General features: G+C 68.4%; 25 protein-coding genes. 9 read left to right on the top strand and 16 right to left on the bottom strand.

Annotated features, from left to right (window positions below; genetic code table 11):
* The first annotated feature begins 2 nt into the window (after nucleotides 1–2).
* Nucleotides 3–311, top strand: coding sequence for an AzlD domain-containing protein (locus AncyloWKF20_RS08430; RefSeq protein WP_279317423.1), 309 nt, complete (start codon nucleotides 3–5; stop codon nucleotides 309–311).
* Between the two features lie 40 nt (nucleotides 312–351).
* Here AncyloWKF20_RS08430 and AncyloWKF20_RS08425 read toward each other — a convergent pair whose 3' ends face one another.
* Complete coding sequence (locus tag AncyloWKF20_RS08425) at nucleotides 352–909, bottom strand: SRPBCC family protein (protein ID WP_279317422.1); 558 nt, start codon at nucleotides 907–909, stop codon at nucleotides 352–354.
* Nucleotides 906–1,280 carry a metalloregulator ArsR/SmtB family transcription factor gene (locus tag AncyloWKF20_RS08420; RefSeq protein ID WP_279317421.1) on the bottom strand — a complete coding sequence of 125 codons (375 nt, stop codon included), beginning with the start codon at nucleotides 1,278–1,280 and terminating at the stop codon, nucleotides 906–908. The genes AncyloWKF20_RS08425 and AncyloWKF20_RS08420 overlap by 4 nt, the downstream gene beginning before the upstream one ends.
* Before the next feature lie 201 nt (nucleotides 1,281–1,481).
* Between AncyloWKF20_RS08420 and dnaG the strand changes: the two genes are divergently transcribed.
* From dnaG to AncyloWKF20_RS08405, 3 genes are all read left to right on the top strand, one after another.
* Complete coding sequence (dnaG, locus tag AncyloWKF20_RS08415) at nucleotides 1,482–3,425, top strand: DNA primase (protein WP_279317420.1); 1,944 nt, start codon at nucleotides 1,482–1,484, stop codon at nucleotides 3,423–3,425.
* Nucleotides 3,426–3,604: 179 nt separating this feature from the next.
* Complete coding sequence (rpoD, locus tag AncyloWKF20_RS08410; RefSeq protein ID WP_267581892.1) at nucleotides 3,605–5,602, top strand: RNA polymerase sigma factor RpoD; 1,998 nt, start codon at nucleotides 3,605–3,607, stop codon at nucleotides 5,600–5,602.
* Between the two features lie 143 nt (nucleotides 5,603–5,745).
* The gene (locus AncyloWKF20_RS08405) at nucleotides 5,746–6,357 is read left to right on the top strand and encodes a LysE family translocator (protein ID WP_279317912.1); all 612 of its coding nucleotides are present in this window, start codon (nucleotides 5,746–5,748) and stop codon (nucleotides 6,355–6,357) included.
* Between the two features lie 138 nt (nucleotides 6,358–6,495).
* Here AncyloWKF20_RS08405 and AncyloWKF20_RS08400 read toward each other — a convergent pair whose 3' ends face one another.
* The 3 genes from AncyloWKF20_RS08400 to AncyloWKF20_RS08390 all read right to left on the bottom strand — a co-directional run bounded on the left by AncyloWKF20_RS08400 (nucleotide 6,496) and on the right by AncyloWKF20_RS08390 (nucleotide 8,305).
* Entirely contained in the window at nucleotides 6,496–6,621 is a 126-nt protein-coding gene (locus AncyloWKF20_RS08400; protein ID WP_279317419.1) for a hypothetical protein, read from the bottom strand.
* Between the two features lie 109 nt (nucleotides 6,622–6,730).
* The gene (locus tag AncyloWKF20_RS08395) at nucleotides 6,731–6,910 is read right to left on the bottom strand and encodes a DUF1328 family protein (protein WP_267581897.1); all 180 of its coding nucleotides are present in this window, start codon (nucleotides 6,908–6,910) and stop codon (nucleotides 6,731–6,733) included.
* Between the two features lie 69 nt (nucleotides 6,911–6,979).
* The gene (locus tag AncyloWKF20_RS08390; RefSeq protein WP_279317418.1) at nucleotides 6,980–8,305 is read right to left on the bottom strand and encodes an MFS transporter; all 1,326 of its coding nucleotides are present in this window, start codon (nucleotides 8,303–8,305) and stop codon (nucleotides 6,980–6,982) included.
* Nucleotides 8,306–8,428: 123 nt separating this feature from the next.
* Between AncyloWKF20_RS08390 and AncyloWKF20_RS08385 the strand changes: the two genes are divergently transcribed.
* Entirely contained in the window at nucleotides 8,429–9,340 is a 912-nt protein-coding gene (locus AncyloWKF20_RS08385; protein ID WP_279317416.1) for an aldose 1-epimerase family protein, read from the top strand.
* 9 nt (nucleotides 9,341–9,349) lie between these two features.
* On the opposite strand, the gene AncyloWKF20_RS08380 is transcribed toward AncyloWKF20_RS08385, so the two are convergent.
* The 5 genes from AncyloWKF20_RS08380 to AncyloWKF20_RS08360 all read right to left on the bottom strand — a co-directional run bounded on the left by AncyloWKF20_RS08380 (nucleotide 9,350) and on the right by AncyloWKF20_RS08360 (nucleotide 15,608).
* Nucleotides 9,350–10,318, bottom strand: a complete 969-nt coding sequence (locus AncyloWKF20_RS08380; protein ID WP_279317415.1) for a sensor domain-containing diguanylate cyclase — start codon at nucleotides 10,316–10,318, stop codon at nucleotides 9,350–9,352.
* Between the two features lie 147 nt (nucleotides 10,319–10,465).
* Nucleotides 10,466–11,848 (bottom strand): trehalose-6-phosphate synthase, encoded by a 1,383-nt coding sequence (locus AncyloWKF20_RS08375; RefSeq protein ID WP_279317414.1) that lies wholly within the window; start codon nucleotides 11,846–11,848, stop codon nucleotides 10,466–10,468.
* Nucleotides 11,833–13,626, bottom strand: a complete 1,794-nt coding sequence (locus tag AncyloWKF20_RS08370; RefSeq protein ID WP_279317412.1) for a glycoside hydrolase family 15 protein — start codon at nucleotides 13,624–13,626, stop codon at nucleotides 11,833–11,835. The genes AncyloWKF20_RS08375 and AncyloWKF20_RS08370 overlap by 16 nt, the downstream gene beginning before the upstream one ends.
* Complete coding sequence (otsB, locus tag AncyloWKF20_RS08365) at nucleotides 13,623–14,444, bottom strand: trehalose-phosphatase (protein WP_279317411.1); 822 nt, start codon at nucleotides 14,442–14,444, stop codon at nucleotides 13,623–13,625. Before otsB ends, AncyloWKF20_RS08370 begins: the two co-directional genes overlap by 4 nt.
* Before the next feature lie 177 nt (nucleotides 14,445–14,621).
* The gene (locus AncyloWKF20_RS08360; protein ID WP_279317410.1) at nucleotides 14,622–15,608 is read right to left on the bottom strand and encodes a diguanylate cyclase; all 987 of its coding nucleotides are present in this window, start codon (nucleotides 15,606–15,608) and stop codon (nucleotides 14,622–14,624) included.
* A gap of 289 nt (nucleotides 15,609–15,897) precedes the next feature.
* Here AncyloWKF20_RS08360 and ettA point away from each other — a divergent pair, with 289 nt between their 5' ends.
* The 3 genes from ettA to AncyloWKF20_RS08345 all read left to right on the top strand — a co-directional run bounded on the left by ettA (nucleotide 15,898) and on the right by AncyloWKF20_RS08345 (nucleotide 19,797).
* Nucleotides 15,898–17,553: an energy-dependent translational throttle protein EttA gene (gene ettA, locus AncyloWKF20_RS08355; protein ID WP_279317409.1), complete on the top strand. Its 1,656-nt coding sequence runs from the start codon at nucleotides 15,898–15,900 to the stop codon at nucleotides 17,551–17,553.
* Nucleotides 17,554–17,723: 170 nt separating this feature from the next.
* Nucleotides 17,724–18,500: a trans-aconitate 2-methyltransferase gene (gene tam, locus AncyloWKF20_RS08350; RefSeq protein WP_279317408.1), complete on the top strand. Its 777-nt coding sequence runs from the start codon at nucleotides 17,724–17,726 to the stop codon at nucleotides 18,498–18,500.
* Nucleotides 18,501–18,579: 79 nt separating this feature from the next.
* Nucleotides 18,580–19,797: a lytic murein transglycosylase gene (locus AncyloWKF20_RS08345; RefSeq protein ID WP_279317407.1), complete on the top strand. Its 1,218-nt coding sequence runs from the start codon at nucleotides 18,580–18,582 to the stop codon at nucleotides 19,795–19,797.
* Nucleotides 19,798–20,350: 553 nt separating this feature from the next.
* Here AncyloWKF20_RS08345 and blaOXA read toward each other — a convergent pair.
* Nucleotides 20,351–21,190 carry a class D beta-lactamase gene (gene blaOXA, locus AncyloWKF20_RS08340; RefSeq protein WP_279317406.1) on the bottom strand — a complete coding sequence of 280 codons (840 nt, stop codon included), beginning with the start codon at nucleotides 21,188–21,190 and terminating at the stop codon, nucleotides 20,351–20,353.
* Between the two features lie 209 nt (nucleotides 21,191–21,399).
* The gene (gene prmB / locus AncyloWKF20_RS08335) at nucleotides 21,400–22,344 is read right to left on the bottom strand and encodes a 50S ribosomal protein L3 N(5)-glutamine methyltransferase (protein WP_279317405.1); all 945 of its coding nucleotides are present in this window, start codon (nucleotides 22,342–22,344) and stop codon (nucleotides 21,400–21,402) included.
* Between the two features lie 150 nt (nucleotides 22,345–22,494).
* On the opposite strand from prmB, the gene AncyloWKF20_RS08330 reads away from it, so the two are divergent.
* Nucleotides 22,495–22,779 carry a hypothetical protein gene (locus tag AncyloWKF20_RS08330; protein ID WP_279317404.1) on the top strand — a complete coding sequence of 95 codons (285 nt, stop codon included), beginning with the start codon at nucleotides 22,495–22,497 and terminating at the stop codon, nucleotides 22,777–22,779.
* 50 nt (nucleotides 22,780–22,829) lie between these two features.
* Here the strand turns inward: AncyloWKF20_RS08330 and AncyloWKF20_RS08325 are convergent, their stop codons facing one another.
* From AncyloWKF20_RS08325 to AncyloWKF20_RS08310, 4 genes are read right to left on the bottom strand one after another with little or no spacing between them, the layout of a single operon-like run.
* On the bottom strand, nucleotides 22,830–23,705 hold the full coding sequence (locus tag AncyloWKF20_RS08325) for an SGNH/GDSL hydrolase family protein (RefSeq protein WP_279317402.1): 876 nt from the start codon (nucleotides 23,703–23,705) through the stop codon (nucleotides 22,830–22,832).
* 3 nt (nucleotides 23,706–23,708) lie between these two features.
* Nucleotides 23,709–24,425: an SGNH/GDSL hydrolase family protein gene (locus AncyloWKF20_RS08320; protein ID WP_279317401.1), complete on the bottom strand. Its 717-nt coding sequence runs from the start codon at nucleotides 24,423–24,425 to the stop codon at nucleotides 23,709–23,711.
* A 53-nt stretch (nucleotides 24,426–24,478) separates the two neighbouring features.
* Complete coding sequence (locus tag AncyloWKF20_RS08315) at nucleotides 24,479–25,723, bottom strand: OpgC domain-containing protein (RefSeq protein WP_279317400.1); 1,245 nt, start codon at nucleotides 25,721–25,723, stop codon at nucleotides 24,479–24,481.
* A 10-nt stretch (nucleotides 25,724–25,733) separates the two neighbouring features.
* A complete protein-coding gene (locus AncyloWKF20_RS08310) occupies nucleotides 25,734–26,312 on the bottom strand; it encodes an HdeD family acid-resistance protein (protein ID WP_279317399.1) in 579 nt (192 codons plus the stop codon).
* Nucleotides 26,313–26,330 lie beyond the last annotated feature (18 nt).

The following is a 26,330-nucleotide window of genomic DNA, read 5'->3' as shown; positions in this document are numbered from 1 at the left end:
CCATGACCACCACGCAAGCCCTGCTCGTCGTCTTCGCCATGGCCCTCGTCACCTATGCGACGCGGGCTGGCGGGATATTCCTCGTCGGCTTCGTGCCGATGTCCGCCCGGACCGAAAACTTCCTGCGCTATCTCGCCGGGGCGGTGCTGGTCGCGCTGGTGGTGCCGGCGACGGTGCGCGGCGGGCCGGAGGGCTATGTCGCGGTGGGCGTCGCCATCCTCGCCCGTCTGCTGCTGCGCAAGGCGCTGCCGGCCATTGCGCTGGGCATCCTCGCGGCGGCGCTGTGGCGCGCTCATATGGGCGTGAGCTGAGGGCCGGGCGTGTGCCCGGCCGTTTGTTTCTAGCAGGGCCTCATTCCGGCAGGCGCGTCTCGTATGCCGCGCGGTACTGCGCAAAGAGCGGCCACAGGGCGCTGCGCTCGCGCGCTTCGAGCAGGTCGGCCAGCAAGGTGAGATGGGCGTGCCAGCCGCCGGCGACGCCGAGCCGGGTGCTGCGCTGGACGAGGCGCCGGTGGGTGACGGTGAGCAGCACCCGCTCCCCGCGCGGCGCCAGCTCGAAGGTCACTTCCGACTCATTCGGCCCGTCGGACTCCCAGGTGAAGCGCAGCAGCCGGTTCGGCTCGCAGGCGAGCACGGTGCCCGGATTGTGGATCTCGCCGGCGAATTTGGCGAAGTTCTCCGGCGTCGGCTGGCCGGCATTGAGCTCACCATTGCGGAACACCAGATCGACCGCGCCGCCGTTCCGCAGCTCCATCGCCCCGTCCGCCAGCCAGAGCCGGCGCTTCTCCGGCTCGGTGAGATAGGACCAGACCCGCTCGACCGGGCCGGGGAGGATGCGTTCGAAGCGCAGCGTGTCGGGGGCGTCGAGGCGGGCGAAGTCGTCAGTGGAGGCGTTTGCTTGCGCGGTCATGGCGTTTCTCCCTGTTGGCGGGCGGCGGCGGCGGCGTCCTCGGCGCGCAGCAGGGCGTCGAGGGTGTTGAGGCGCCCGGTCCAGAACCGCTCGTAGAAGCTGAGCCAGTCATGGGCGGTGGCGAGCCGGGCCGGCTCGAGCCGGCACAGATGCTGGCGCCCGCGCACCTCGCGCCGCACCAGCCCGGCGGCCTCCAGCGCCTTGATGTGCTTGGAGGCCCCGGCGAGCGACATGGCGAAAGGCTCCGCCAGTTCGCCCACCGTGCGCTCCCGCTCGCTGAGGCTTTGCAGCATGGCACGTCGGGTCGGGTCGGCGAGGGCGTGGAAGATGTGGTCCAGCCGGGGATCGGCGATGTCTATTTGTTCAACCATGTGGTTGAATATTGGGGTTCGGCGGCGAACTGTCAACCATTAAGTTTAATATCCGTCTCGCGCCCGTCCCGGTGAATAGTGGGGATAGCGGGCAGGGATTGCCGACAGGGGGTCGGCACGCCACCTGAGGGGGCGGCGCCGTCATCCGGCCTACCTCTTGCCTGATAGAAGGGGCATTCGCCTCGGAGTACCGATTCCCCCATGCGCTTCCCGCCCTCGTTCCTCGACGAGATTCGCGCCCGCCTCCCGGTGTCGGAGGTGGTGGGAAAGCGCGTGCAATTGAAGAAGCAGGGGCGCGAATGGCGCGGCCTCTCGCCGTTCAATCCCGAGAAGACCCCGTCCTTCTATGTGAACGACCAGAAGGGCTTCTATCACTGCTTCTCCTCCGGCAAGCATGGCGACCAGTTCGACTTCATGATGGAGGTCGAGGGCCTGCCCTTCCCGGAGGCGGTGGAGCGGCTTGCCGGCATGGCCGGGGTGCCGATGCCCGTGCAGTCGCGCGAGGAGGAGAAGCGCGAGAGCCGTCGCAAGACGCTGCATGAGGTGATGGAGCTCGCCACCAAATTCTTCGAGACCACGCTGCAGAACCGCGCCGGCGCCAAGGGGCGCGGCTATCTCGCCGACCGTGGCCTCGGCCCCGCGACGCAGCAGCGTTTCCGCCTTGGCTACGCCCCGCCCGACCGCTACGCGCTGAAGGAGGCGCTGGGCGGCAAGGGCGTGCCGATCGAGGACATGATCGAGGCCGGCCTGCTGATTTCCGCCGACGACATCGCCATTCCCTATGACCGCTTCCGCGACCGCGTGATGTTCCCCATCACCGATCTGCGCGGCCGGGTCGTGGCCTTTGGCGGGCGGGCGCTGGAGAAGGATGTCTCGGCCAAGTACCTCAACTCGCCGGAGACCTCGCTCTTTCACAAGGGCTCGCTGCTCTATAACGGCTTCAACGCCCGCGCGGCCGCCCATAAGGGCGCGCCAGTGATCGCGGTCGAGGGCTATGTCGACGTCATCGCGCTGGTCGAGGCCGGCTTTCCGGCGGCGGTGGCCCCGCTCGGCACGGCGCTGACCGAGGACCAGCTCGCGCTGCTCTGGAAGATGGCGCCCGAGCCGGTGCTGCTGTTCGACGGCGACAAGGCCGGCCGGCGCGCGGCCTATCGTGCGCTCGATCTCGCCATGCCCCATCTGAAGCCCGGCGTGAGCCTCGGCTTCGGCACGCTGCCGGACGGGCAGGATCCCGACGATCTCGTCCGCGCCGGCGGCCGCGAGGCAGTGGAGGCGGTGCTCGCCCAGGCCCGCCCGCTTGCCGACGTGCTGTGGGAGCGCGAGCTGGAGAGCGCCAATGTCGATACGCCCGAGCGCCGCGCCGCGCTGGAGGCCCGTATTGGCGAGATCGTCCGCGTCATTGCCGACGAGACGGTGCGCAAGCATTACCGCGCCGAGCTGATGGAGCGCTTCCGCCGGCTGTTCGCCCCGGTCTATGCGCCGGGCGGGGGAGGGGGCGGGCGGCGCGAGCCGGGACGTTTCGGCACGCGCTTTGCGGGACGTGGCGGGCCGGGGGAACGCCGGGGCGTGGGTGGACGCGGCGCCGCCGGCTCGGCCGGCGAGGGCATGCGCCGCTCGGCCCTGCTGCGCGGCGCGGCGGCGGAAATTCCGCGCAACGAGGCGCTGCTTCTCTTCGCCGCGATGAACCATCCCTGGCTGATGGAGCGCTTCGCCGAGGAAATCGCCGACCTGCCCTTGCAGAACAAGGACGCTGCCCGTTTGCGGCAGGCGCTGCTCGACGCCCATATGGAAGGGGCGGATGAGGATGCCGAGCATCTGGCCGCGCGGCTGGAGGCGGTCGGTGTCGCCCCGGTGGCCCAGCGCCTCGCCCAGATCGCGGTGGCGCGGCACGACTGGCCGGCCTTCGCCGATGCCGGGCGGGCTGATGTGGAATTGTGGTGGCACCAGCGGCTGGTCTTGCACCGGCGCAGCCATGCCCTATCTAAAGACCTGAAGGAAGCGGAGAAACGCCTCGCAGAGGAGCCCACCGAGATGAACTGGGCACGCTTTCTCGACATACAAAGACAGCTCGCGGCACTTGACGGCACCGAAGCTTTGGTAGAGGGGTTCGGCGCCGCATCGGGTCGTTCCGGGCGGTCGATGTAGAAAGTCCTCTGGGTCGCCCGCCCCGCGCATCACCTGCGCCGTGGAGCGTGTGGCCCCGTTTGCGTCGTGATCGTCTCGGCGATCGTGGCGCGAGGTTTAAGGTCGAAGGGCGGTGGCCGGATCAACCGGACGCTGTCGGGCGCCGGGCGAAAGCCGGACGGCGGTTGAGGAGCACACGTATGGCGAAGCAGGCAGCGGACGCGACGGAAGCCCCCGAGAAGGATGGCGACACCCCGGATAGCCCGTTGCTGGACCTTTCGGACGCTGGCGTCCGGAAGATGATCAAGCTCGCCAAGAAGCGTGGCTATGTCACCTATGACGAGCTGAACGAGGTTCTCCCCTCCGAGCAGAACACGTCCGACCAGATCGAAGACATCTACGCGATGCTCAACGAGATGGGCATCAACGTGGTCGAGGCGGAAGAGGCCGAGGCGGAAGCCGAGGGCGAGGAGACGGCGGAAGCGGCGGACGACGAGGAAGAGTCCGGCGGCGAGATCGCCGAATCGGCCCCGCGCGCGGTCATCCGTTCCGAGACCAAGTCCGAGCCGGGCGAGCGCACCGACGATCCGGTGCGCATGTATCTGCGCGAGATGGGCTCGGTCGAGCTGCTCTCCCGCGAGGGCGAAATCGCCATCGCCAAGCGCATCGAGGCCGGTCGCGAGGCGATGATCGCGGGCCTCTGCGAGAGCCCGCTGACCTTCCAGGCCATCATCATCTGGCGCGACGAACTCGTCGAAGGCAAGGTGCTGCTGCGCGACATCATCGACCTCGAGGCGACCTATGCCGGTCCCGAGGCGAAGAATGGCCCGATCGTCGAGGGCGGCACGCTGGCGCCGGAAGGCGATGAGGAGCGTGAGCCGACGCTGGGCGAGACCATCGCCGCCGACGATGACGACGACATGGAGAACTCGCTCTCCCTCGCCGCCATGGAAGCGGAGATCAAGCCGAAGGTTCTGGAGACCTTCGACCGCATCGCCGATTATTACAAGAAGCTGCGCCGCCTGCAGGACCAGAACGTCGAGTCGAAGCTCAAGAATGAGAGTCTCTCGCCGTCGCAGGACCGCAAGTACAAGAAGCTCAAGGACGATTTGATCCTCGACGTGAAGTCGCTGTCGCTCAACCAGGCGCGCATCGACAACCTCGTCGAGCAGCTCTACGACATCAACAAGCGGCTCGTGTCGCTTGAAGGCCGGCTGATGCGTCTTGCGGAGAGCTTCGGCGTCTCGCGCGAGGACTTCCTGAAGCAGTATCAGGGCTCCGAGCTCGACCCGAAGTGGATCAGCCGGGTCAAGAACCTGACCTCGCGCGGCTGGAAGGGCTTTGTCGGCCAGGAACTGGACGGCATCCGCGATCTGCGTTCGGAAATCCACGCGCTGGCCACCGAGACCGGGCTGGAAATCCAGGAATTCCGCAAGATCGTCCAGATGGTCCAGAAGGGCGAGAAGGAAGCCCGTCAGGCCAAGAAGGAAATGGTCGAGGCGAACCTGCGCCTCGTCATCTCCATCGCCAAGAAGTACACCAACCGCGGTCTGCAGTTCCTGGACCTCATCCAGGAAGGCAATATCGGCCTGATGAAGGCGGTCGACAAGTTCGAGTACCGGCGCGGCTACAAGTTCTCGACCTATGCGACCTGGTGGATCCGTCAGGCGATCACCCGCTCGATCGCCGATCAGGCCCGCACCATCCGCATTCCCGTGCACATGATCGAGACGATCAACAAGATCGTGCGCACCTCGCGCCAGATGCTGCACGAGATCGGCCGCGAGCCGACCCCGGAGGAACTGGCCGAGAAGCTCGGCATGCCCCTGGAGAAGGTCCGCAAGGTTCTCAAGATCGCCAAGGAGCCGATTTCGCTCGAGACGCCCATCGGCGACGAGGAAGACAGCCATCTCGGCGACTTCATCGAGGACAAGAACGCCATCCTGCCGATCGACGCGGCGATCCAGTCGAACTTGCGCGAGACCACCACGCGCGTGCTCGCCTCGCTCACCCCGCGCGAGGAGCGCGTGCTGCGCATGCGCTTCGGCATCGGCATGAACACCGATCACACGCTGGAAGAGGTCGGCCAGCAGTTCTCGGTCACCCGCGAGCGTATCCGCCAGATCGAAGCCAAGGCGCTGCGCAAGCTCAAGCACCCCTCGCGGAGCCGCAAGCTGCGCTCGTTCCTCGATAACTGAGCGCGTCTCAACGGAATGCGAAAAGGCGGCCTGCGGGCCGCCTTTTCTTTTTCGTGCGCTGGCGGTTTCGGGTGTCCGGCCCGCCTGCCCGCCGTTAGCCTTCGCGCATTCCCCTCGCGGAGCGCGAACCGATGACCGCCGCCCTGTCGCCCGACTTCCTTCTCATCTGCTTCATCGTCGTCGCCTCGCCGGGAACCGGCGCGCTCTACACGATGGCCGCCGGGCTGGGGCAGGGGCGCGCGGCCAGCCTGCTCGCCGCCTTTGCCTGCACGCTCGGTATCGTGCCGCATCTCGCCGCCGCCATGCTCGGGCTCGCGGCGGTGCTGCATGCCAGCGCGCTGGCCTATGAGACGCTGCGCTATGCCGGCGTCGCCTATCTCCTTTATATGGCGTGGCAGGTGCTGCGGGCGGACGGGCCGCTGCGCATCACCCCGGAAGCGGCACGGCTGCGGCCGGGGCGGGTGATCGCCGACGGCATCCTGCTCAACCTGCTCAACCCCAAGCTCTCCATCTTCTTCGTGGCCTTCCTGCCGCAGTTCATCGCGCCCGCGGAACCGGCCGTCTTGCTGAGGATGATGGAAATGTCGGCGGTGTTCATGGCGATGACCTTCGTGGTCTTCGCACTCTATGGCCTGTTCGCGGCGGCGATCCGTGGCCAACTCGCCGCGCGCCCGGCCATCCTCGCCTGGATGCGGCGGGGCTTTGCCGCGGCTTTCGTGGCGCTCGGCGCGAAGCTTGCCATGAGCGAGCGCTAGTCGCCCAAACAAAAGCCCCGTCCACCGGGGGCTGGTGAACGGGGCAGAGCGTGCCGTCAAGCACGGGCGCCTGGAACGCGCCGCTTTCGGCCGGAGGGCCCGGTTGGGGACGGGATGACCGAAAGTTTCAGCTCGGGCTCATTCGCCCGGAAGCGGGTGGTTGTGGCGGCGGGTGGCCTTGGTCGAGATGTCGACATAGGCCAGCGTGCCAGCGAAGCCGCCGAAGGCCAGCAGCGTGAAGGCGAGAAAAAGCACGGTTTCCATGGGCATTGGCGTTCTCCCCATCGTTGGATGAGGCAACCCTAGGCGCCCGCCGTCGCGCCCGCTTTGCGGTACGTCAATGCGGTGCGCAATTCCTCACCTTGCGGAAGGCTCAGGGCGTGGTGATCGCCTGATCGACCAGCAAAGCGAGGCCGATGAGGGCGATGAAGATCAGGAAGAACAGGCCGAACAGGATCAGCGACAGCCGGCGCGCCAGGGCGGACACATTGGTCATGCCGATGGCGCCGGCAATGATCGAGATGATGAGAAAGATGACGGCGTATTTGAACATGGCGGGATCCCTGCGGCCTTCACGCCAAGAACGGCGTACCGGCGGCAAGGTTCCCGGTTCTGCCGCGCCTCAGCCGCCGTCCGAGCGCCCGTCCTGCTCGGTGGGGAAGCTGCCGGCGTCGGTCGATCGGCGCATCTGCGCCCGGCGGTCGGCGGCGGCGGGCCTTTCCGCCGTGTCGTCCTCGGGCTGGGGCACCGTGCCGGTGATGGCGGAGGCGGCGCTCGCCTCGTCGACAGCCGCGTGCACCGTGCCGGCCGGCGTATCCCGGCAGCACATGCGCCAGACCACGAACAGCAGCAGCAGCGTGTGCGAGGCGGCGGTGAAGTAGAACAGCGAGCCCGGCCCGTAATGCTGCATGCCGTAGGAGGCGAGTGCCGGGCCGACCACCGAGCCGATGCCATAGAGCAGCAGGAGCCCCGCCGCCGTCTCCACCGCCTGCGAGGCGGGCGTGCGGTCATAGGCATGGGCGGCTGCGAGCGAATAGGCCGGCAGCGACAGCGCGCCGTAGAACAGGCCGAGCAGGCACAGGCCGAGCAGGCCGAAATCGAACATGCCGAGCGCCAGCCCGGCGAGCATGGCGCCCACCATCAGCCCGGCAAGGATGCGCCGGCGGTCGGTGCGGTCCGAGAAGAAGCCGACCGGCCATTGCGCCACGGCGCCCGCGACGACCACCGCGCTCATGAAGGTCGCCGCGCCATCGGCGGTGAGGCCCCGGCCGATGCCGAAGATCGGCCCGAGCGACCAGAGCGAGCCATTGGTCAGGCCGATGACGAAGCAGCCCACCATTGCCACCGGCGCGGCGCGGAACAGGCGCAGCGGGCGGATGCGCGCGGTCTCGATCGGCGCGGGCTGGCCGGCATTGGACATCACCACCGGCAGGGTGGCGAGGGAGAACAGGATGGCCGCAAGGCCGAACAGCTCGAAGCCGCGCACCGGGTAGAGCGTGATCATCATCTGCCCGGCGGTGAGCGCGGCGTAGTCCACCATGACATAGGCGCTCATGACGAAGCCGCGCGTCTGGTTGGTGGCGCGGTCGTTCAGCCAGCTCTCGATGACGAGATAGAGCCCGGCGAAGCAGAAGCCGGTGATGGCGCGCAGCCCGAACCAGACGAAGGGGTCGATGACGATGAGATGGCCCATCATCGTCGCCACCACGCCTGAGGTCAGGGCGGCGAAGGCGCGGATATGGCCGGAGCGGCGCACGAGGTGCGGCACGGCGAGGCAGCCAATGACGAAGCCGAGATAATAGCTCGATCCCAATATGCCGAGATTGATGGCGCTGAAGCCCTCAAACGCGCCGCGCAGCGGGAGCAGCGTGTTCTGCAGGCCGCTGCCGGTAACCAGAAAGAACACGCCGAGCAGGAGCGCGGCGACAGGGCCGAGAGTCTGGGCCATGATGGGACCGGCAGTGAGCGGGCAAACGGGGAAGCGATTCCGGCTGGAATCAAGCCTTTATCCTTCTTCCCGTATTCCCGTTCCGCCCTCAAGTCGAGACAGCGAAAAGGCGAGCGTGCAGCAATGAGCAATCAAGGTAGCGGTTCTGCGAGCGACCAGCCGGTGAAACTCCACTCGAGCTTCCTGAGCGTCGAGATCGCCCGGCTCGGGGCGGAGATGCAGAGCCTGAAGGACGCGCAGGGGCGCGACCTTCTATGGAATGGCGACGCGGCCTTCTGGACCGGACGGGCGCCGCTGCTCTTTCCCATTGTCGGGCGGTTGCCGAACGACCAGCTGGTGCATGAGGGCACGGCCTATCCGATGAGCCAGCACGGCTTCGCCCGCCGCCGGGTGTTCGAGCTGATCGACCATAGCGGCGCGCAGGCGCGGTTCTCGCTGCGGCCGGATGAGGAGACGCGCAAGCAGTATCCGTTCGATTTCACGCTGATGGTCACCTACACGCTGGAGGAAGCGACGCTGACCATCGAGGTGGTGGTGGCCAATCCCGGCGCGGTGACGCTGCCGGCGAGCGTCGGCTTCCACCCGGCCTTCCGCTGGCCCTTGCCCTATGGCGGCACGCGGGCCGACCACCGGCTGGTGTTCGAGAAGGCAGAGGTCGAGCCGGTGCATCGCCCGGTCGGCGGTCTGCTCGCGGCGGCCTCCGAGCCCAATCCGGCGATCGACACGGTGCTGACCCCGACCGACGCGCTGTTTGAGCGCGACGCGCTGATCTTCCTGCACCCGCGCTCGCACCATGTGCGCTTCGGCGTGCCCGGCGAGCCGGGGCTGGAGGTTGCCTATCCCGGCATGGAGCAGCTCGGCATCTGGTCGAAGCCGGGCGCGCCCTTCCTGTGCATCGAGCCATGGTCGGGCTACGCCTCGCCCGAGAACGCGCCGGCCGAGTTCACGCAGAAGCCCGGCCTCAGCCACATCCCGCCGGGCGGCTCGAAGAGCTTCGCCATGGCGGTGCGCTGGCTGCCGGATGTCGGCCGCTAGGCGCGGGCTTCACGCCGATCGGGGCTGCTCGACTGCCAGCGGCTCGCCCGCCGTGGCGATCCGGTCGCGGCCTTCCTGCTTGGCGCGGTAGAGCGCGGCATCGGCCGAGGCCACCAGCCGCTCTGTGTCCAGCACGCTGGCATGCTGGTGGGCGACGCCGATGCTGGCGGTGAGCCGCCGGCGGTCCGGCCGGCGAATGCCGGCATTGCTGAGCGTTGCGTGCAGCCGCTCGGCCACTTTCTGCGCGGCGCGGGCATCGGCGCCGGGCAGGATCAGGCCGAATTCCTCGCCGCCATAGCGGGCCAGCACGTCACCGGCCCGCCGCTCCATCGCCGCGAGGGCGGCGCCCACCTGGCGCAGCAATGCGTCGCCGGCGGGGTGGCCGAAGCGGTCATTCACGTCCTTGAAGCTGTCGAGATCCAGCATCACCAGCGCCAATGGCTCGCCGGTGCGCTGGGAGCGGCTGGCGGCGCGGGCGAGCCCCTCGTCGAAGGCGCGGCGGTTTTCCAGACCCGTCAGCGGGTCGATGCGGGAATGGCGCGTCAGTTCCTCATTGCGCCGGAACAGCTCCACCTCGTCGGCGGCGATGGTGGCGAGCACGCGCAGCGGCTCGATGTCGATCGCGCCCAGCGTATGCGGCGCGGCGCTGAGCACGCAGAGCGAGCCGATCGGCAGCAGGCCGTCGCGCAGCAGCGGCACGCCGGCATAGAAGCCGATGCGGTGGCCCTCGAGCTGGGGATGTCCGGTAAAACGCGGGTCCGTGGCCAGGTCGCGCGAGACAAGAGGCTGCCCGCTGGAGATCATGAGCTGGCAGATCGACTGCTCACGCGGGCGGCTGGCCTCCGTCGGCTGGCCGGCCGAGGCCTTGATCCACTGGGTCTGCGCGTCGATGAAGCTGATGAAGGCGATATCGCTCTGGTAGATGTGACGCGCCAGCCAGACGATGCGGTCGAAACGCGCATCGGGGGGCGAATCCATGATGCTGCAGGCCTCGAGGGCCTGCAGACGCTGCATCTCGTTCGACGGAGGCGCGGGGGGCCGCCACATGCACGATGCTCCGAGCGTGGCTCGCGCGCATGCCGGGCCGGGCGGCGAGCCATCCACCCCTTTTACAACCTTCGTCGCTCAGCCGAAATGGTCGGAGACCTGTGACAAGTCGGCGAGGAAATCCTCGCACCAGCTATGGATCGTGGTTTTCTCCACCTGATCCATATTGGCGCGCCAGCGTTCGCGCCGTTCCTCGAGCGGCATGGTGAAGGCGCGGTGGAACGCGTCCGCCATGCCTTCCACGTCATAGGGGTTCACCAGCAGCGCGCCGGAAAGCTCATGTGCCGCCCCGGCGAAGCGCGAGAGCACCAGCACGCCGGGGTTCTCCGGGTCCTGCGCCGCGACATATTCCTTGGCGACGAGGTTCATGCCGTCGCGCAGCGGCGTGACGATGCCGAGCCGGGCGTTGCGGTAGATCGCGGCGAGGGTGGCGCGCGGGAAGGGTCGGTTGAGGTAGCGCAGCGGCACCCAGTCGAACTCGGCATATTCGCCATTGATGGCGCCGCCCAGCTCTTCCAGCTCGCGGCGCAGCGCCTGATATTCGGCGACCTCGCTGCGGCTGAGCGGGGCGATCTGCATCAGCGTCATCTTCGAGCGGTGCTCGGGATAGCGGGCGAGGAAGTCGCCGAAGGCGGCGAACTTGCCCGGCAGGCCCTTGGAATAGTCGAGCCGGTCGACGCCCACCGCCAGCGCCCGCTTGGCAAGGCTGGCCTTGAGGCGCTTCTCCTCCTCCTTGCCGACCGAGGCGCGAGCGTCCTTCACGAAGGCCTCGGCGTCGATGCCGATCGGGTAGGCGACGACGCGGAAGCGCCGGTCGTTGAGGCCCACGCCGCCGCCCGGCGCGATCCAGCCATGGGCTTCCGAGGAGATGTAGGTGAGCAGCGCGCGCACATCATCCTCGGTCTGCAGCCCGACGAGGTCGTAATGCGACAGGTCGCCCACCAGCGCGGCATGCGAGGGCAGGCTCAGAAACACCTCGGGCGTCGGCCAGGGGATGTGGTGGAAATAGCCGATCCGCCCCGTAAAGCCGAGGTTGCGCAGCTCCGCCGCCAGCGGGATGAAGTGATAATCATGCACCCAGATGATGTCGTCCGGCTTCAGCAGCGGCAGCATGGCGCGGGCGAAATGCTCATTGACCCGGCGATAGCCCTCCCAGTCCGAGCGGCGGAAGGAGAGCAGGCCGAGCCGGTAGTGGCAGAGCGGCCAGAGCGTGCCATTGGCATAGCCGGCATAATGGGCGCGCTGGTCGTCGGGGTCGAGATCCTGCAGCGCATAGGTCACGCGCCCGGAGCGGAAGACCTTGGGCGGGGGCGGGTTCACCTGCGTCTCCCCGCTCCAGCCGAACCACAGGCCGCCGCGCTGGCTCAGCGCCTCGCGCAGGGCGACCGCCAGGCCGCCCGCCTTGGCCGCGCGCTCGCGCGGCGAGGCCACACGGTTGGAGACGACTACGAGCCGCGCCAAAACGCTTCCTCCCATGTCTTCGAGAGCCGCATGGCCATGTCGATCAGCCCGACCATCGAATAGGTCTGCGGAATGTTGCCCCACAGCTCGAGCGTCTGGTTGTCGATGTCTTCCGACAGCAGTCCCGCCTCGTTGCGGCGGGCGAGCAGGTTGTTGAACAGCTCGCGCGCCTCGTCGCGCCGGCCGATCAGGTCGAGCGCGCCGGCGTACCAGAAGGAGCAGATGGTGAAGGAGGTCTCCGGCAGGCCGAAATCATCTTCGCCGGCGTAGCGCATGAGGTAGCCGTTGCGCATCAGCTCGCGGCCGATGGCCTCCACCGTCGCGACATAGCGCGGGTCGTCCGGCCGCACGAAGCCGAGTTCGGCGAGCAGCAGCAGGCTGGCGTCGAGCTGGCCGTCCTCCTCCGCATCGACGAAGCTGTTACGCGCTTCGCTCCAGGCGAAGGTGAGGATGCGGGCGCGAATCTCGTTGCGCCGCTCCAGCCAGAACTGCGCCCTCTCGGGCAGCTCCAGCACGCGGGCGATGCGGGCGAGCCGGTCGCAGGCCGCCCAGCTCATCACCGCCGAGAAGGTGTGAACGCGCCTTTTGCCGCGCAGCTCCCACAGGCCGGCATCGGGCTCGAAGGCGAATTCCACCGCCTTGGCGCCGACGCCCTCCAGCAGCTCGAACAGCGCCCGGTCGCCCTTGTTGGGCAGGCGTTCGTCGAAGAACATCTGCGCGGCGGCGAGCACGACATGGCCGTAGCCGTCATTCTGCACCTGCTCGGCCGCCTGGTTGCCGACACGCACCGGCCCCATGCCGGAAAAGCCCGCCAGCGCCGGGGCGAAGCGTTCCTCCAGCGGCGTGCCGGGAACGATGGAATAGACCGGCGCCAGCCGGCCGGAGGGCTCGGCGGCGATCACCGTTGTCAGATAGCGGATGTAGTCTTCCATGGTGCGGGTGGCGCCGAGAAGGTTCAGCGCCCGCACCGTGAAGTAGGAATCGCGCAGCCAGCAGTGCCGGTAGTCCCAGTTGCGGATCGAATGCGGCGCCTCGGGGATCGAGGTGGTGAGCGCGGCGACGATGCCGCCGGTCTCCTCATAGGCGCACAGCTTCAGCGAGATGGCGGCGCGTATCACCGCGTCCTGCCACTCGAAGGGAATGGAGAGGTAGCGCACCCACTCCCACCAGTAATCGCGCGTCTTCTCCTCGAAGGCATGCGCGGTCTCGGCGAGGCTGGAGGCGAAGGGCTCGTCCGGCCCCAGCACCAGCGTGCCGGCCTTGCTGAGCACGAAGGGGCGCTCTTCCATCACATAGACGATGGGCAGGTCGGTGGTGGCGCGGACGGTGAAGTCCTCGCCGGCGAAGCGCATATGGTTGGAGCCGCGCACCGCCACCGGGCGCTGCTCACCCCAGTTGAAATGCGGGCGCAGGCGAATGGTGACGCGGCAGGTGCCGGCGAGCGGTTCGATCCGCCGCACCAGCATGGCCGGGCGGTAGATGCGATCATAGAGCTTGAAGCGCGGCGCGAAGTCGGTGATGCGCAGCTTCGCCCCGTCCGCATCCTCCAGAATGGTCTCGATGATGGCGGTATTGCGCTGGTAGCGGCGCGTCGCCTTCACCTGCCCGTCGAGCAGCACATCGAAGAAGCCGGCCTCCGGCTCGGTGCCCCCGAGCATGGAGGAGAAGATCGGGTCGCCATCAATGCGCGGCCAGCAGCACCAGGCGAGACGCCCGTTCGGATCGACAAGGGCGGAGATGGTGCCGTTGCCGATGGCGGCGAGGTTCAGATTGGTCACGGGGCGGCGCGCTCCAGCGTCTGCGGAATCTGCTCGAGCCAGCGCCGGACATCGGCCGGCGTGGCGAAGTGGTAGTCGGCCTGCGCGGTGGCGCGCGGGCCGATGGCGACGGCAAGGCCGCCCGCCGCGCGCACGGCGCGGAAGCCGTCCTCATCGGTCACGTCGTCGCCGAGGAAGATCGGCACGCGCCCGGCGAAGATGGTGGTGCGCATGAACTGGTCGACCGCCGTGCCCTTGGTGTGGCCGGCGGGGCGGACCTCGATGACGAAGCGGCCCTTGAGGAACTCGACGCCGGGATCGAGCCCGCGTCCCAGCTCCACCACCTTGTCCATGATCGCGTCCGACCATTGCGGCACGGCGCGGAAATGCACGGCGAGCGAGAGCGGCTTGTGCTCGACGAACACGCCGGGCCAGGTGGCGAGTTCGTGGACGAGCGCCTCTTCGAGCGGCTTGCGCCATCTGGGAATGGTGATCGGCACCGAGGGCGCGTCGGGCGCGAGGCGGATTTCCGCGCCATGCTGGCCGGAGGCGGCGAGACGGGTCGGGGCGAAGCGCCGGTCCATCCAGTCGATGGTGCGGCCGGAGACCAGCGCGACCGCCCCGCCAAGCGCGCCCTGAACCCGCGTCAGCGTGTCGGCCAGCGAGGCCGGGATGGTTACGCCTTCCGGGTGGTCGGCATGTTCGATCAGCGTGCCGTCAATATCGAGGAACAGGGCCCAGTCGGGGCGCGGGGCGGGGGCAGGGGGGAGTCGTGTCGGGGAGGGTGACGTCTCGGCAAGATCGGGAACTGGTCCCTTGGCCTGGGGGAGCGTGTGCATTCCGTTTCCTGGTAGCGTCCGGGCTGTGCGCCGCGCCGTGAACCCTCCCGCCACGCCGAGCGCGCGCGAGGGCGCCGGCGGGCGTAATCGCTCTCGACAACGCGCGAGCGGCGGCGGCGTTCCAATACCAATTGCGGAAGTGCGGCGGTAAAGCGCGCCGCGCCCGGCGTCCCCGGCTCAGCGCGCCGGCAGGAGCTGGCCGTCGGAGGAGGGCAGCGAGCCGCCGTCCCAATGCAGGCGAATGCCGCGCCCGCCTTCGGCCTTCACGGCATAGAGCGCCTGGTCGGCCCGCTCGATCAGCATCGAGCGAATCTCGCCAATGGCGGTGTTGGCCGGAATGAGCGAGAAGCAAGCGGCGCCGACGCTGATCGACAGCCGGGCGCCGGCAATGCTCGCATGCTCGATCGCGAGCGACTCCACCGCCTTGTGGAGGCTTTCCGCCACCCGGATGGCGCCGGCCGCGGCGGTGCCGGGCAGCACGACGATGAATTCCTCCCCGCCGAAGCGGGCGATCATGTCGCCGGGGCGGCGCAGCACGCCCGCCATCACCTGCGCCACCGCGTGCAGCGTGTCGTCGCCGGCAAGGTGGCCGTAGCGGTCATTGTACTTCTTGAAGTCGTCAATATCGACGAGGAGCACGGAGAGCGGCGCCTTCTCGCGCCGGCAGCGCAGGATTTCGCGCGGCAGCAGTTCTTCCAGCGCGTGGCGGTTCCACAGGCCTGTCAGCGCGTCGGTCGAGGCGGCCTCGGCGAGCCGGCGATTGGCCGCCTGCAACTCGCGGTTGGCGCTCTCCAGCCGCGTTTCCAGCCGCTTCTGCTCGGTGATCTCGGTCAGCGCGGCGCAGATCGCCGTGACCTCGCCCGCCTCGTCGCGCAGGGGACGGACGGCGGCGATGAAGACGCGACCGAACAGGCCGATCTCCTGCTGCGGCTCCTGCGCGCCCTGGTCGAAGGCGGCAAAGGTGCGCGCGGTGGCCTCCATCACCACGGCCCCGAAGACATCGGCGACATAGCGGCCGGCCACGTCGCCGCCGGGCGTCGGCACCACATCGGCGAACTCGCGATTATGCGCGAGCACGCGCCCGTCCCGCCCGATGACGCAGGACGCGATCGGGAAGTCCAGATAGATGCGTCGGAGGTCTTCGGCCGAGATGTGCGCGAGCATACCGCCGGACTTGGAAAGGAGGGATGAATGAAAGAATGTTAACTATAGCAGGTGGTAACCGCGCTGCAATTGACGCGTGTCAACGCCGCCGGGGTTTCTATCCCTGGCCGCAAGGGAAGGGCGGGACGGTCGGCCCCTCCGTCTGTGGCGACGAGCCGGGGGCGCCTGCGGCCTTGCCGCTCGCGGGCGCGCGGTTTACATAGCGGCCGACCCAATTCATCTCGTCGCAGGGCCCGTCGCCGGAAGGCGCCGCGCGTCCCCCACGCGCCACACGCGCAGGATCTGGCACATGGCTTCCTATCAGTACGTCTACCACATGCACGGCATGTCCAAGGCCTATCCGGGCGGCAAGAAGGTGCTCGACAACGTGCACCTGTCCTTCTACCCGACGGCCAAGATCGGCATTCTCGGCCCGAACGGCTCGGGTAAGTCGACGCTGCTCAAGATCATGGCCGGCATCGACAAGGATTTCTCCGGCGAGGCCTGGGTCGCCGAAGGCGCCCGCGTCGGCTACCTGCCGCAGGAGCCGCAGCTCGACCCGACGCTCTCGGTGCGCGAGAACGTCATGCTCGGCGTCGCCAAGCAGAAGGCGATCATCGACCGCTACAACGAACTCGCCATGAACTATTCCGAAGAGACCGCGGACGAGATGACCGCGCTCCAGGACGAGATCGAAGGCCAGGGCCTGTGGGATCTCGACAGCAAGATCGACCAGGCGATGGACGCGCTCGGCTGCCCGGAGGAAGGCTCCGACGTCGCCAAGCTCTCCGGCGGTGAGCGCCGCCGCGTCGCGCTCTGCCAGCTCCTGCTCTCGCAGCCGGAACTGCTGCTGCTCGACGAGCCGACCAACCATCTCGACGCCGAGACCACCAACTGGCTCGAAGGCCATCTGCGCAACTATCCGGGCGCGATCCTGATCGTCACCCATGACCGCTACTTCCTCGACAACGTGACCGGCTGGATCCTCGAGCTCGATCGCGGCCGCGGCATCCCCTATGAGGGCAACTATTCCTCCTGGCTGGCGCAGAAGACCAAGCGCATGCAGCAGGAGAATCGCGAGGACGAGGCCCGCCAGCGCGCGCTGGCCGCCGAGCAGGAATGGATCGCGGCGAGCCCCAAGGCCCGCCAGGCCAAGAACAAGGCGCGTATCCAGCGCTATGACGACCTGGTCAAGAAGGCCTCCGAGAAGGCGCCGACCACCGCGCAGATCGTCATCCCGGTGTCCGAGCGCCTCGGCAACAACGTCATCGAGTTCAACGGCCTCACCAAGTCGTTCGGCGACCGCCTGCTGATCGACAACCTGTCCTTCAAGCTGCCGCCGGGCGGCATTGTCGGCGTGATCGGGCCGAACGGCGCGGGCAAGACCACGCTGTTCCGCATGATCAACGGGCTGGAGACGCCCGATGCCGGCACCATCACCATCGGTGACAGCGTGCAACTCGGCTATGTCGACCAGAACCGCGACGCGCTGGACGACAGGAAGACCGTCTGGGAGGAAATCTCCGGCGGCAACGAGGTGCTCTATCTCGGCAAGCGCGAGATCAATTCGCGCGCCTATTGCGGCGCCTTCAACTTCAAGGGCGGCGACCAGCAGAAGAAGGTCAACATGCTCTCGGGCGGTGAGCGCAACCGCGTGCACCTCGCCCGTATCCTCCAGCAGGGCGCCAACGTCCTCCTGCTCGACGAGCCGACCAACGATCTCGACGTCGAGACGCTGCGCGCGCTGGAAGAGGCGCTGGAAGACTTCGCCGGCTGCGCGGTCATCATCTCGCATGACCGTTTCTTCCTCGACCGCATCGCCACCCACATGCTCGCCTTCGAGGGCGAGGGCCATGTCGAGTGGTTCGAGGGCAATTTCCACGACTATGAGGAAGACAAGAAGCGCCGCCTCGGCGTCGACGAGATCATCCCGCACCGCATGAAGCACAAGAAGCTGACGCGCTGATCCGCGGGTCTCACGCCCAACGCGACCAAAAGCCGGCCGGAGCGATCCGCGCCGGCTTTTTGCTGAGGGGAGGCGAGGCGGCGGGCGGTGGCGCAGCGCCCGGGCGTCGCCGTTTGGCGGCGTGGCGCTTTTGGGGCATGTTCCGCCCGATTGAACCGCACGTGAGGGCCATGCGTCAGGCTGCCGAAGACTGGAATCCGTCGCTTTATCTGAAGTTCGAGGACGAGCGCACGCGCCCGCCGCGCGATCTGTTGGCGCAGGTGCCGCTGGTGCGTCCGCGCCGTGTGGTCGATATCGGCTGCGGGCCGGGAAACTCCACCCAGCTGCTGGCCGAACGCTGGCCGGAGGCCGAGGTGATCGGCCTCGATTCCTCACCCAGCATGGTGAAGCAGGCGTCCGAGCGGCTTCCGGGCCTGCGCTTCGAAGTGGCCGATGTCGCGACATGGGCGCCCGAGCCTGGCACCGACCTGATCTTCGGCAATGCCGTGTTCCAGTGGGTGCCGGACCATCCCGCCGTGCTGGCCCGCCTGCTGGCGGCGCTGCCGGAGGGCGGCGTGCTGGCGGTGCAGATGCCGGACAATGTCGCCGAGCCCTCGCACCGTCTGATGGCCGAGACCGCCGCCAGAGGCCCGTGGGCGGACAGGCTCGCCGGCGCGGCGCGCGAGGAACTGCCGGCGATCGGCACCTATTACGACCTGCTGAAGCCGCATGCCCGGCATGTCGATATCTGGCACACCCATTACAACCACCCGCTGGCGGGGCCCGCCGCCATCGCGGATTGGTTCCGCTCCACGGCCTTGCGCCCCTATCTCGGGCCGCTGGACGAGACGGCACGCGCCGCCTTCCTGGCCGACTACACCGCCCGGCTGGCGAGCGCCTATCCCTTGCGGGTCGACGGCACCTCGCTGCTGCGCTTTCCGCGCCTGTTCATCCTCGCGGTGCGCTAGGGGCGGCGGCCGGTCAACTCTGGCGCGGAGGACCCGGGTGCGGTTCCGGCCCGGCGCGATTCGGGGTATCTCCGGGAGCATGCGCATCCGGCTTCCGCTTTTCCTCGCCCTGTTTCTCGCGGCCGCTTCGCCGGTCCATGCCGACCCCGCCTTCGACCGGTGGCTGGCGGCGCAGTGGCCGGCGGCGCAGGCGATGGGGATTTCCCGCGCCACCTTCGAGCGCGAGACGCGCGGGCTGGAGCCGGACCTCTCGCTTCCCGACCTCGCTCTGCCCGGCAAGCCGAAGGCGCCGGACCGGCAGGCCGAGTTCGTGCAGACGCCCGCCACCTATGTCTCCGACAAGGCGATCGCCACCTATGCCGCGCGCGGCCGGGCGCTGGCCAGGCAATACGGCCCGCAGCTCGCCGCGCTGGAAAAGCGCTTCGGCGTGCCCGGCCCGATCCTGCTCGCCATCTGGGCGCGCGAGACCTCCTATGGCGGGGCCAAGCTCGACCGCGACGCGCTGCGCGTGCTGGCGACGCAGGCCTATGTCGGCCGCCGCAAGGACGAATTCCGCGCCGAATTCCTCGCCGCGCTGAAGATCCTCGACGAGGGCCATGTGGCGCGCGGGCAGATGAAGAGCTCCTGGGCCGGCGCCATGGGCCTCACCCAGTTCATGCCCACCGGCTATCTGACCTATGGCGTCGATCTCGACGGCGACGGCACCGCCAATATCTGGACCGACGTGCCCGAAGCGCTGGCCGCCACGGCGAGCTTGCTGAAGGAGAAGGGCTGGCAGCCCGGCAAGCGCTGGGCCTATGAGATCACCGTGCCGCAGGGTTTCGACTGCACGCTGGCCGAGCCCGAGACGCGCCTGCCCATCGGCGAGTGGCTGAAGCGCGGGGTGACGATCGCCGATGGCCGCCGCGTGCCGCCCGCTGCGCTCAAGGACGAGGCCTCGATCATCATGCCGGCCGGGCCCTATGGGCCGGCCTTCCTGACGCCCGACAATTATTTCGTGCTCAAGAGCTACAACTTCGCCGATCTCTACGTGCTCTATGTCGGCCACCTCGCCGACCGCATCGAGGACGACAAGCCCTTCGCGCAGGGCTGGAAGGACATCGCGCTGGTGAAGACCGCCGATCTCGAATTCATGCAGAAGGTGCTCACCCGCGAGGGCTTCTACGCCGACAAGATCGACGGCAAGGCCGGCATGAAGACCCGCTCGGCGCTCGGCGCTTATCAGAAGGCCAAGGGGCTGGCGGTGGATTGCTGGCCGGACGCGGCGGTGCTCGCCCATATGAAGAAGGGCGGGTAGGGGGCACGCTCGCCCGTGTCCCGGACGCCTGTAGCGTCAGCGGAGGGCGAGTTGCCATTGCCCGCGGGCCTTTCCACCCCACACTCCGTCATGGCCGTCCCCGGACTTGATCCGGGGATCAGCCCGGCCATCCACGTCTTTAGCCGGATGCTCGCGGAAGTCGTGGATCCCCGGGCCAAGCCCGAGGATGACGGCGCGATGGTGGGCCCCGTGTCCCGGACGCCTGTAGCGTCAGCGGAAGGCGAGCCGGGATCCAGCGGAACACTCGCGTAGCGGCTGAATTCCTGTGGCGTCCCCGACCGCTCACCCTCCCACGCGCAGCGTGTGACGACCGCCAATGCTGACGCCTGCGGCGGAGTCTCCCCTGGATCCCGGCGCGGCGCTCCGCCTTCGGCTCCGCTGGGCCGGGAAACGTTGCGTTGCTTTGCCCGCGCCCTTTCCCATCCCACGCGCCGTCATGGCCGGGCGTGGCCCGGCCATCCACGACTTGGCCGGCCGCTTGTGGAAAGTCGTGGATCCCCGGGCCAAGCCCGGGGATGACGGTGCAGCGCCCCTACTTCCCCGCCAGCGCGTCGAGCTTGGTCGGCAACTCGCTGAGCAGCGAGTCGCGGGCGCGGATGCTGGTGGGCGTCGCCTGCCGGGTGGCATCTCGGTCGAGGCGGGCGAAGATCAGGGTGCGGCTCTGTTTGCTCGCCCAGCCGACATACCAGCCATAGGGCTGGCCGCGCACGGGGGCGCCGGTGGCATCGAGCGCGAAGCCCATGCCGGTCTTGCCGTGCACCGTCCAGCCGCCGACCTCGCCATGGCGGATGATCGCGGCCGTCATCGCCACCGCCTGCGGCGACACCGGCAAGTCGCCGCGCAGCATCCGGCCGAGGAAGGCCGCCTGCTCGCGCGGGGAGATGGCGAGCGAGGTGGAGAGCCAGGACCGGGTCAGCCCGTCGCCTTTGTCCTTGGTGCCCGAGACATCCTCATTGCCGTAGCCGAAGCCGGTCACGTAGCGCCGGAACCGCTCCATGCCGAGCTTGCCGGTGATCTCCTGCGAGTACCAGACGACGGATTCCTTCATCCAGTAGGTCGGGTCGGTGTCGCGCTTCCATTCCTCGCGCCAGTCGGGAAAGCCCGGCTTGAACGACCAGACGGGCGCGTGCGCATCGGTGATTATGCCGGCATCATAGCCCATCAGCGCGATCGGGATCTTGAAGGTCGAGGCCGGCGTCACCCGCCCGGCGCAGCCCGGCCCTTCCTCGCTCAGCACCTTGCCCGTGGAGGCCTCCGCGATGAGCGTGCAGAGCGTCGCCGCGCTGGCGGGGGCGGCGAGGCCGGCAAGGGCGAGCGCCGCGAGAGCGGTGGCAAACAGGCGCGGGCGGGAAGGTGAGGCGTGGCGGGTCACGAGGCACATCCGGTGGAGCGGGGCCGGGACGAGACCATCGCCCTGTGGCGACAATCGGGTGCCGCCGCGGCAGAGGCGGCGCGTGCGCGCGGCCTCTGCCCTTCCCGTCGCGCAAGCGCTCACCTTTGCCGCTAGCGCGGGTGCCCCGCTCTTGCCGCTAGCGCGGAGCTCTCGCTTTTGCCGCTAGCGCGCGGATCTTGCCTTCGCCGCTAGCGCGGCATGCGGCTGATGACGCGCAGATCCTTGCCGGCGCCGAGGTCGCGGGCGGAGAGCCAGAACACCTCGCCCTCGCTCTCCTCGGTGTCGAGCCAGAGGAAGGGCAGGTGCGGGAACTCGGCTTCGAGGATGTCCCGCCCGGTGCCGATCTCGCAGATGATGCCGCCTTTGGCGGTAAGGTGCTTGGGCGCCTCAACAAGGATGCGGCGGACAATGTCGAGCCCGTCCGGCCCGCCATCGAAGGCGAGCGTCGGCTCGTGGCGGTATTCCGGCGGCAAGCTCGCCATGGCCTGCGCGTCGACATAAGGCGGGTTGGTGATGATGAGGTCGTAGAGCCGCCCGGTCAGCGGCCCGAACAGATCGCCCTCGATCAGGCTGACCCGCGCACCCAACTCATGCTCGGCGACATTCTCGGCGGCGAGTTCCAGCGCCTTGGGCGAGAGATCCACCGCGTCGACCTGCGCCTGGTCGAAGGTCATGGCGGCGAGAATGGCAAGGCAGCCCGAGCCGGTGCACAGGTCCAACACCCGGCCGACCGCGTCGGGGTCTTCGATCAGCGAGAAGCTGTGGCCGCCGGCGAACAGGTCGCCCGCCATCAGCTCGCCGATGAAGGAGCGCGGCACGATGGCGCGCTTGTCGCTCTTGAACGGCACGCCGCGAATATAGGTGCGCCCGAGCAGATAGGCCGCCGGCTCGCGCGTGGCGCAGCGCCGGTCGATCAGGTCGGCGAGGCGCGCGCGCTCGTCGCTGACAAGGCGGGCGTCGAGCCAAGGGGTGAGGTCATCAACCGGCAGGCTCAGCGCCTCGAGCACGATGAAGGCGGCTTCGTCGAGCGCCGTCGTGGTGCCATGGCCGAAGGCCAGCTCCGCCTTGTTGAAGCGGCTCACCGCGTAGCGCACGAAGTCCCGTACCGTCCTGAGCTCGTCGGCTGCCGCCATCATCGTCTCCCTGTCGATCCCTGAGGTGCAGCACGCCCCGCCGTGGAAAGCAAGGCCGCCGGCCGGCGCCGGTCTCCCCATCCCCGCCACGGGCCTTGTGTTCGCCCGGCCGGAATGGCTAGGAACAGGGATCAGCGGAAAGGACACGCCATGGCGAACGCGGTAGACGACGAAATCACCCTGGTGGTCGACCGCGCGGTTGCGGTCGTGCTGTTCGAGTTCCTGTCCCGCACGGTGGATGACGCCGATGGCGAGGCACTGGCGGATTTCATCGAGGACGAGGCGGAAGTGCCCGCGCTCTGGGCTCTGCTCGCCGGGCTGGAGAGCGTGCTCACCGAGCCGATGGCCGAGGATTACGAGCGCAAGGTTCTCGCCGCCCGCGAGGCGGTGATGAAGCGCTTCGGCGGCGCCTTCTCCGGCAAGGGTGAAGACTGACCGGCGAAGACTGACCGGCGAAGACGGAGCGCTGAGACGGGCCGGCGAACCTACGGCTCGAGCGTCGCGCGCGGGGCCGTCACCGAGGCCGGAATGGCGGCGGCGTCCGCCGCCTTGGGCGCGGGGGTGATGTCGGCGGAGCGCTGCTGGCTGTCGATATTGGCGATCATCGCCCGGCCGAGGTCGCGGGCGAGGCAGTTATAGCTCCAGTCATTCATGTGGAAGCCGTCCTTCCACAGGAAGGATTCGAAGGGCATGCCGGCGGTCTCGTGCCATTCGCGCATCAGCGCGAAGCGGTGATAGACGCCGACCCCTTCCTCCGCCGCCACCCGGTCGATCAGGCGGATCATCGGCGCCGTGTCGGCATCGGCGACCACGCGCGGGGAATATTGTGGGTCGACCAGCAGCAGGTCGGCATGGATGGCGCGCACGCGGGCGATGGCCTCGCGCAGCTGACCCTCGGCGGTGCTGAGGCCATTGTCGCGGAACAGCGCGTTGACGCCCGACTGCCAGATCACCAGCGTCGGCTGCGCGGCGGCGACATCGGTGTCGAAGCGGGCGAGCATTTCCGGCGCATCCTGGCCGTTCACGCCGCGGTTGAGCACGGTGATGTCGGCGCCCGGAAAGCGCTCGCGCAGCTGAGCCTGCAACTGGGCGGGATAGGCGCCATCCGGCGTCGAGGCGCCGGCCCCGGCGGTGGAGGAGGAGCCGATGGCGACGATCACCACCTTCTCGCCGGCCCGCAGCTTGGCCGCCGTGCGCGCCAGCGGCTGCGTCAGCTTGCTGGCGACCTTCGGCGTCGGGCAGGTCGGCGCGGCGAGCAGCGGCGCGCCGCTCAGCGGCTGGGTGGTGAGCGGCTGCGCGCCGGCGGGCAGCGCCAGCAGGGGCAGAAACGCGGCGGCGAAGGTGAGGGCTGTGCGGCGCATGGTCTAGCGTGAACCCAAAGTGCGGCTGTCGACGCCATCGACGATCATGCCGACAAGCAGCCGGCCGATGCAGCGGTGGACATCCTCGAACAAGGAGGGGGAGGGGCGGGCGCTGTCGAAGTCGAAGATGCCCTCGGTCTCCCAGAAGCGCATCACGTCATAGCGGTCGAAGAACGGCACGCGGCCGGCGCGGGTGGTCCATCTGAGGGCGCTGGTATAGGGCGCGACGTCGAAGGCGAAGGCGGTGCGCGGGCTGTATTGCGGGGAGACGACGATCACGTCGGTGCCCGCCTCATGCGCGGTCTCGATGCCCTGCAACACCGCGTCGGAGAAGGACGAGGTGTCGGCGGCGAGGATGGCGTCATAGGTGCCGGTCTGCCAGATCATCAGCGCGGGCTTTGTTTCCGCCAGCACCTCCGGCAGCGTGGCGAGGATGGTCTCGGCGGTGGCGCGCGGCTGGTTGCGGGTGGTGACCACCACGCCGCCATCGGGATAGCGCGCCCGCATCAGCTCCTCGATCGTGCCCGGAAAGCCGCGCGGCATGGCGTCCTTCTCGGCGGCGGTGCTCACCGGCTTCTTCGCCGTGGAGGAGTTGAGCACGAGGATGGTGGTCGGCGTCTTCTGCGCCAGCGAGCGGGCGAGGCGCGGCAGCGAGAAGCCGGCACGGGTGAGTTCGGACGGCGCGGCGCAGACGGGTTCGGTCCCCGCATGGGCGCTCATCGCACCCGTGAGGGTCAGGGCTGAGAGAAGGGCGAACCCAAGGATCCGGCGTTTCACGATGAACCGCGTCGACCAGCCAATTTACGCGCGGCAATTTCGCGCTCGACGCGACCATACCACGACAGAAGAAACGAGAGAGCCACCATTAAGGCGATGCCGGAAACGCTGAGCAGGAGTTGCATCCAGAGCACGCCGGTAATCTCGTTAAGCACGAAATGTGCGGCAAAAGAAAGGAAGACGCCGAAACAGAAGACTTCGAGCGAATTCTGCCCGCACAGGATCATCGGTTTCAGTATCGGGCTACGCAGCGCTGGCAGATCCACCGGTATCAGGCGGACGATGACCACGGCGAGCGCGAGGAAATGCAGCACGCGCAGCGGCGACAGGTCGGTTTTGCTGATCGGGTAGATGATCGCGCCGATTGCGTCGGGCACGATGCCTTCGAGCGGCGACCACCACCAGGAGATCACCACCAGCAGCGAGACGAGCAGATAGGCGGCGGAGAGCAACAGGACGAGGCGCGAATGGACGAGACCGCCCAGCCGGTCGCTGCCGCCGAGCCCGCACCAGCCGCCGAACACGAACATCAGCTGCCAGGCGAAGGGGTTGAAGAACCACATCCGGTCGTCGGGATAGGCCGGCAGGTTGAAGCCGGTGAAGCCGGCGATGCCCCAGAGCAGGATGGAGGCGGCGAGCGTCAGGTCCGGCTTCTTCTTCAGCGCCCAGAGGATGGGCGGGAAGGTGGCGAGCAGCACGATATAGAGCGGCAGCACGTCCATGTTCACCGGGCGGAACTTCAGCAGCATCGCCTGGATCAGCGCGACGTCAGGTTCCGCGAGGAACTGCAGCGCGCCCATCTCCTCCGCATAGAGCGGGTTGGAGAAGGAGCCGACGACGTAGGAGATTTCCGCGAGATAGATGACGAACAGGAAGATGAAGGCGACATAGAGCTGCCAGGCCCGGCGCAATATACGCGCGGAGGTCACCATCACCCCGGCGGTGTCGATCTGCCGGCCATAGACCATGGCGGCGGTGTAGCCTGAGATGAAGACGAAGATCTCGGTGGCGTCGGAAAAGCCGAAATTCCGGTTGGTGATCCAGTTCGCCACGTTGTTCGGGATGTGGTTCAGGAAGATGAACCACAAAGCGAGCCCGCGAAACAAATCGAGGCGCAGGTCGCGCCCGCTGGGAGCCGCCGGCCGCGCGGCCGGCGCTCCCTTCGTGTCCACCCTGTCGGCCCCCCTGTTGGCGCCGGGCGAGCGCCCGGCGGGGGCCGGCGTGGTGGTGCGGGTCAGCACGCGGTGCGGCTCACTTCTTCAGGCGCAGGCCGAGCATCAGCACGGCGAGGCCATTGAAGACGAGATCGACGCCGAGGAAGAGACCGAGCACCCACAGCCCGCTCACCGGCCAGCCGGCGATGATCAGCAGGCCGAGCAGCACGGTCAGCACCGCCGAGGCGGCGATCCAGCCCCAGTTCGCGGCGGGGCGCATCTGGAAGGCGGCCACAAGCCGGAAGATGCCACCGACCAGCAGCGCCGCGCCGATCAGCAGCGTCAGCACGGCGGCGGCCAGCAGCGGCTCGGCGAAGGCGACGACGCCGGCGGCGAGATAGAGCAGGCCGTCCAGCAGCCAGAAGGCGAAGGCGCCCCAGCCCTTGACCTGGAAGGCATGGAAGATCTGCGCCACGCCGGAGATCGCCAGCACCACGCCGATAAAGAGAACGGAAACCACCGTGCCGAGCGCGGTATTGCCGAGCACGATGACGCCGGCGATCAGCATCAGAAGGCCGAGCGCGACGAACCAGCCCCATTTGGCGCGCAGCGCGCTGAGGTGCCCCGCAAGGGCGCTGCCGGGCGTGGGCGTCAGGGAGTCAGTCGGGAGTGACATGATCGATCCTCTTCCAGG

Source organism: Ancylobacter sp. WKF20 (assembly GCF_029760895.1).
GTDB lineage: Bacteria > Pseudomonadota > Alphaproteobacteria > Rhizobiales > Xanthobacteraceae > Ancylobacter.
This window is presented reverse-complemented; position numbering and strand designations above follow the sequence as displayed.

Coding starts and splice junctions, on each gene's coding strand:
- AncyloWKF20_RS08385 (WP_279317416.1), top strand. CDS start 8,429: ATGAGCAATCAAGGTAGCGGTTCTGCGAGCGACCAGCCGGTGAAACTC.
- AncyloWKF20_RS08425 (WP_279317422.1), bottom strand. CDS start 909: ATGACCGCGCAAGCAAACGCCTCCACTGACGACTTCGCCCGCCTCGAC.
- AncyloWKF20_RS08360 (WP_279317410.1), bottom strand. CDS start 15,608: ATGCTCGCGCACATCTCGGCCGAAGACCTCCGACGCATCTATCTGGAC.
- AncyloWKF20_RS08310 (WP_279317399.1), bottom strand. CDS start 26,312: ATGTCACTCCCGACTGACTCCCTGACGCCCACGCCCGGCAGCGCCCTT.
- AncyloWKF20_RS08320 (WP_279317401.1), bottom strand. CDS start 24,425: ATGAGCGCCCATGCGGGGACCGAACCCGTCTGCGCCGCGCCGTCCGAA.
- AncyloWKF20_RS08345 (WP_279317407.1), top strand. CDS start 18,580: ATGCGCATCCGGCTTCCGCTTTTCCTCGCCCTGTTTCTCGCGGCCGCT.
- AncyloWKF20_RS08400 (WP_279317419.1), bottom strand. CDS start 6,621: ATGGAAACCGTGCTTTTTCTCGCCTTCACGCTGCTGGCCTTCGGCGGC.
- AncyloWKF20_RS08420 (WP_279317421.1), bottom strand. CDS start 1,280: ATGGTTGAACAAATAGACATCGCCGATCCCCGGCTGGACCACATCTTC.
- AncyloWKF20_RS08380 (WP_279317415.1), bottom strand. CDS start 10,318: ATGGATTCGCCCCCCGATGCGCGTTTCGACCGCATCGTCTGGCTGGCG.
- rpoD (WP_267581892.1), top strand. CDS start 3,605: ATGGCGAAGCAGGCAGCGGACGCGACGGAAGCCCCCGAGAAGGATGGC.
- otsB (WP_279317411.1), bottom strand. CDS start 14,444: ATGCACACGCTCCCCCAGGCCAAGGGACCAGTTCCCGATCTTGCCGAG.
- AncyloWKF20_RS08330 (WP_279317404.1), top strand. CDS start 22,495: ATGGCGAACGCGGTAGACGACGAAATCACCCTGGTGGTCGACCGCGCG.
- AncyloWKF20_RS08395 (WP_267581897.1), bottom strand. CDS start 6,910: ATGTTCAAATACGCCGTCATCTTTCTCATCATCTCGATCATTGCCGGC.
- AncyloWKF20_RS08430 (WP_279317423.1), top strand. CDS start 3: ATGACCACCACGCAAGCCCTGCTCGTCGTCTTCGCCATGGCCCTCGTC.
- AncyloWKF20_RS08325 (WP_279317402.1), bottom strand. CDS start 23,705: ATGCGCCGCACAGCCCTCACCTTCGCCGCCGCGTTTCTGCCCCTGCTG.
- AncyloWKF20_RS08390 (WP_279317418.1), bottom strand. CDS start 8,305: ATGGCCCAGACTCTCGGCCCTGTCGCCGCGCTCCTGCTCGGCGTGTTC.
- tam (WP_279317408.1), top strand. CDS start 17,724: ATGCGTCAGGCTGCCGAAGACTGGAATCCGTCGCTTTATCTGAAGTTC.
- ettA (WP_279317409.1), top strand. CDS start 15,898: ATGGCTTCCTATCAGTACGTCTACCACATGCACGGCATGTCCAAGGCC.
- prmB (WP_279317405.1), bottom strand. CDS start 22,344: ATGGCGGCAGCCGACGAGCTCAGGACGGTACGGGACTTCGTGCGCTAC.
- dnaG (WP_279317420.1), top strand. CDS start 1,482: ATGCGCTTCCCGCCCTCGTTCCTCGACGAGATTCGCGCCCGCCTCCCG.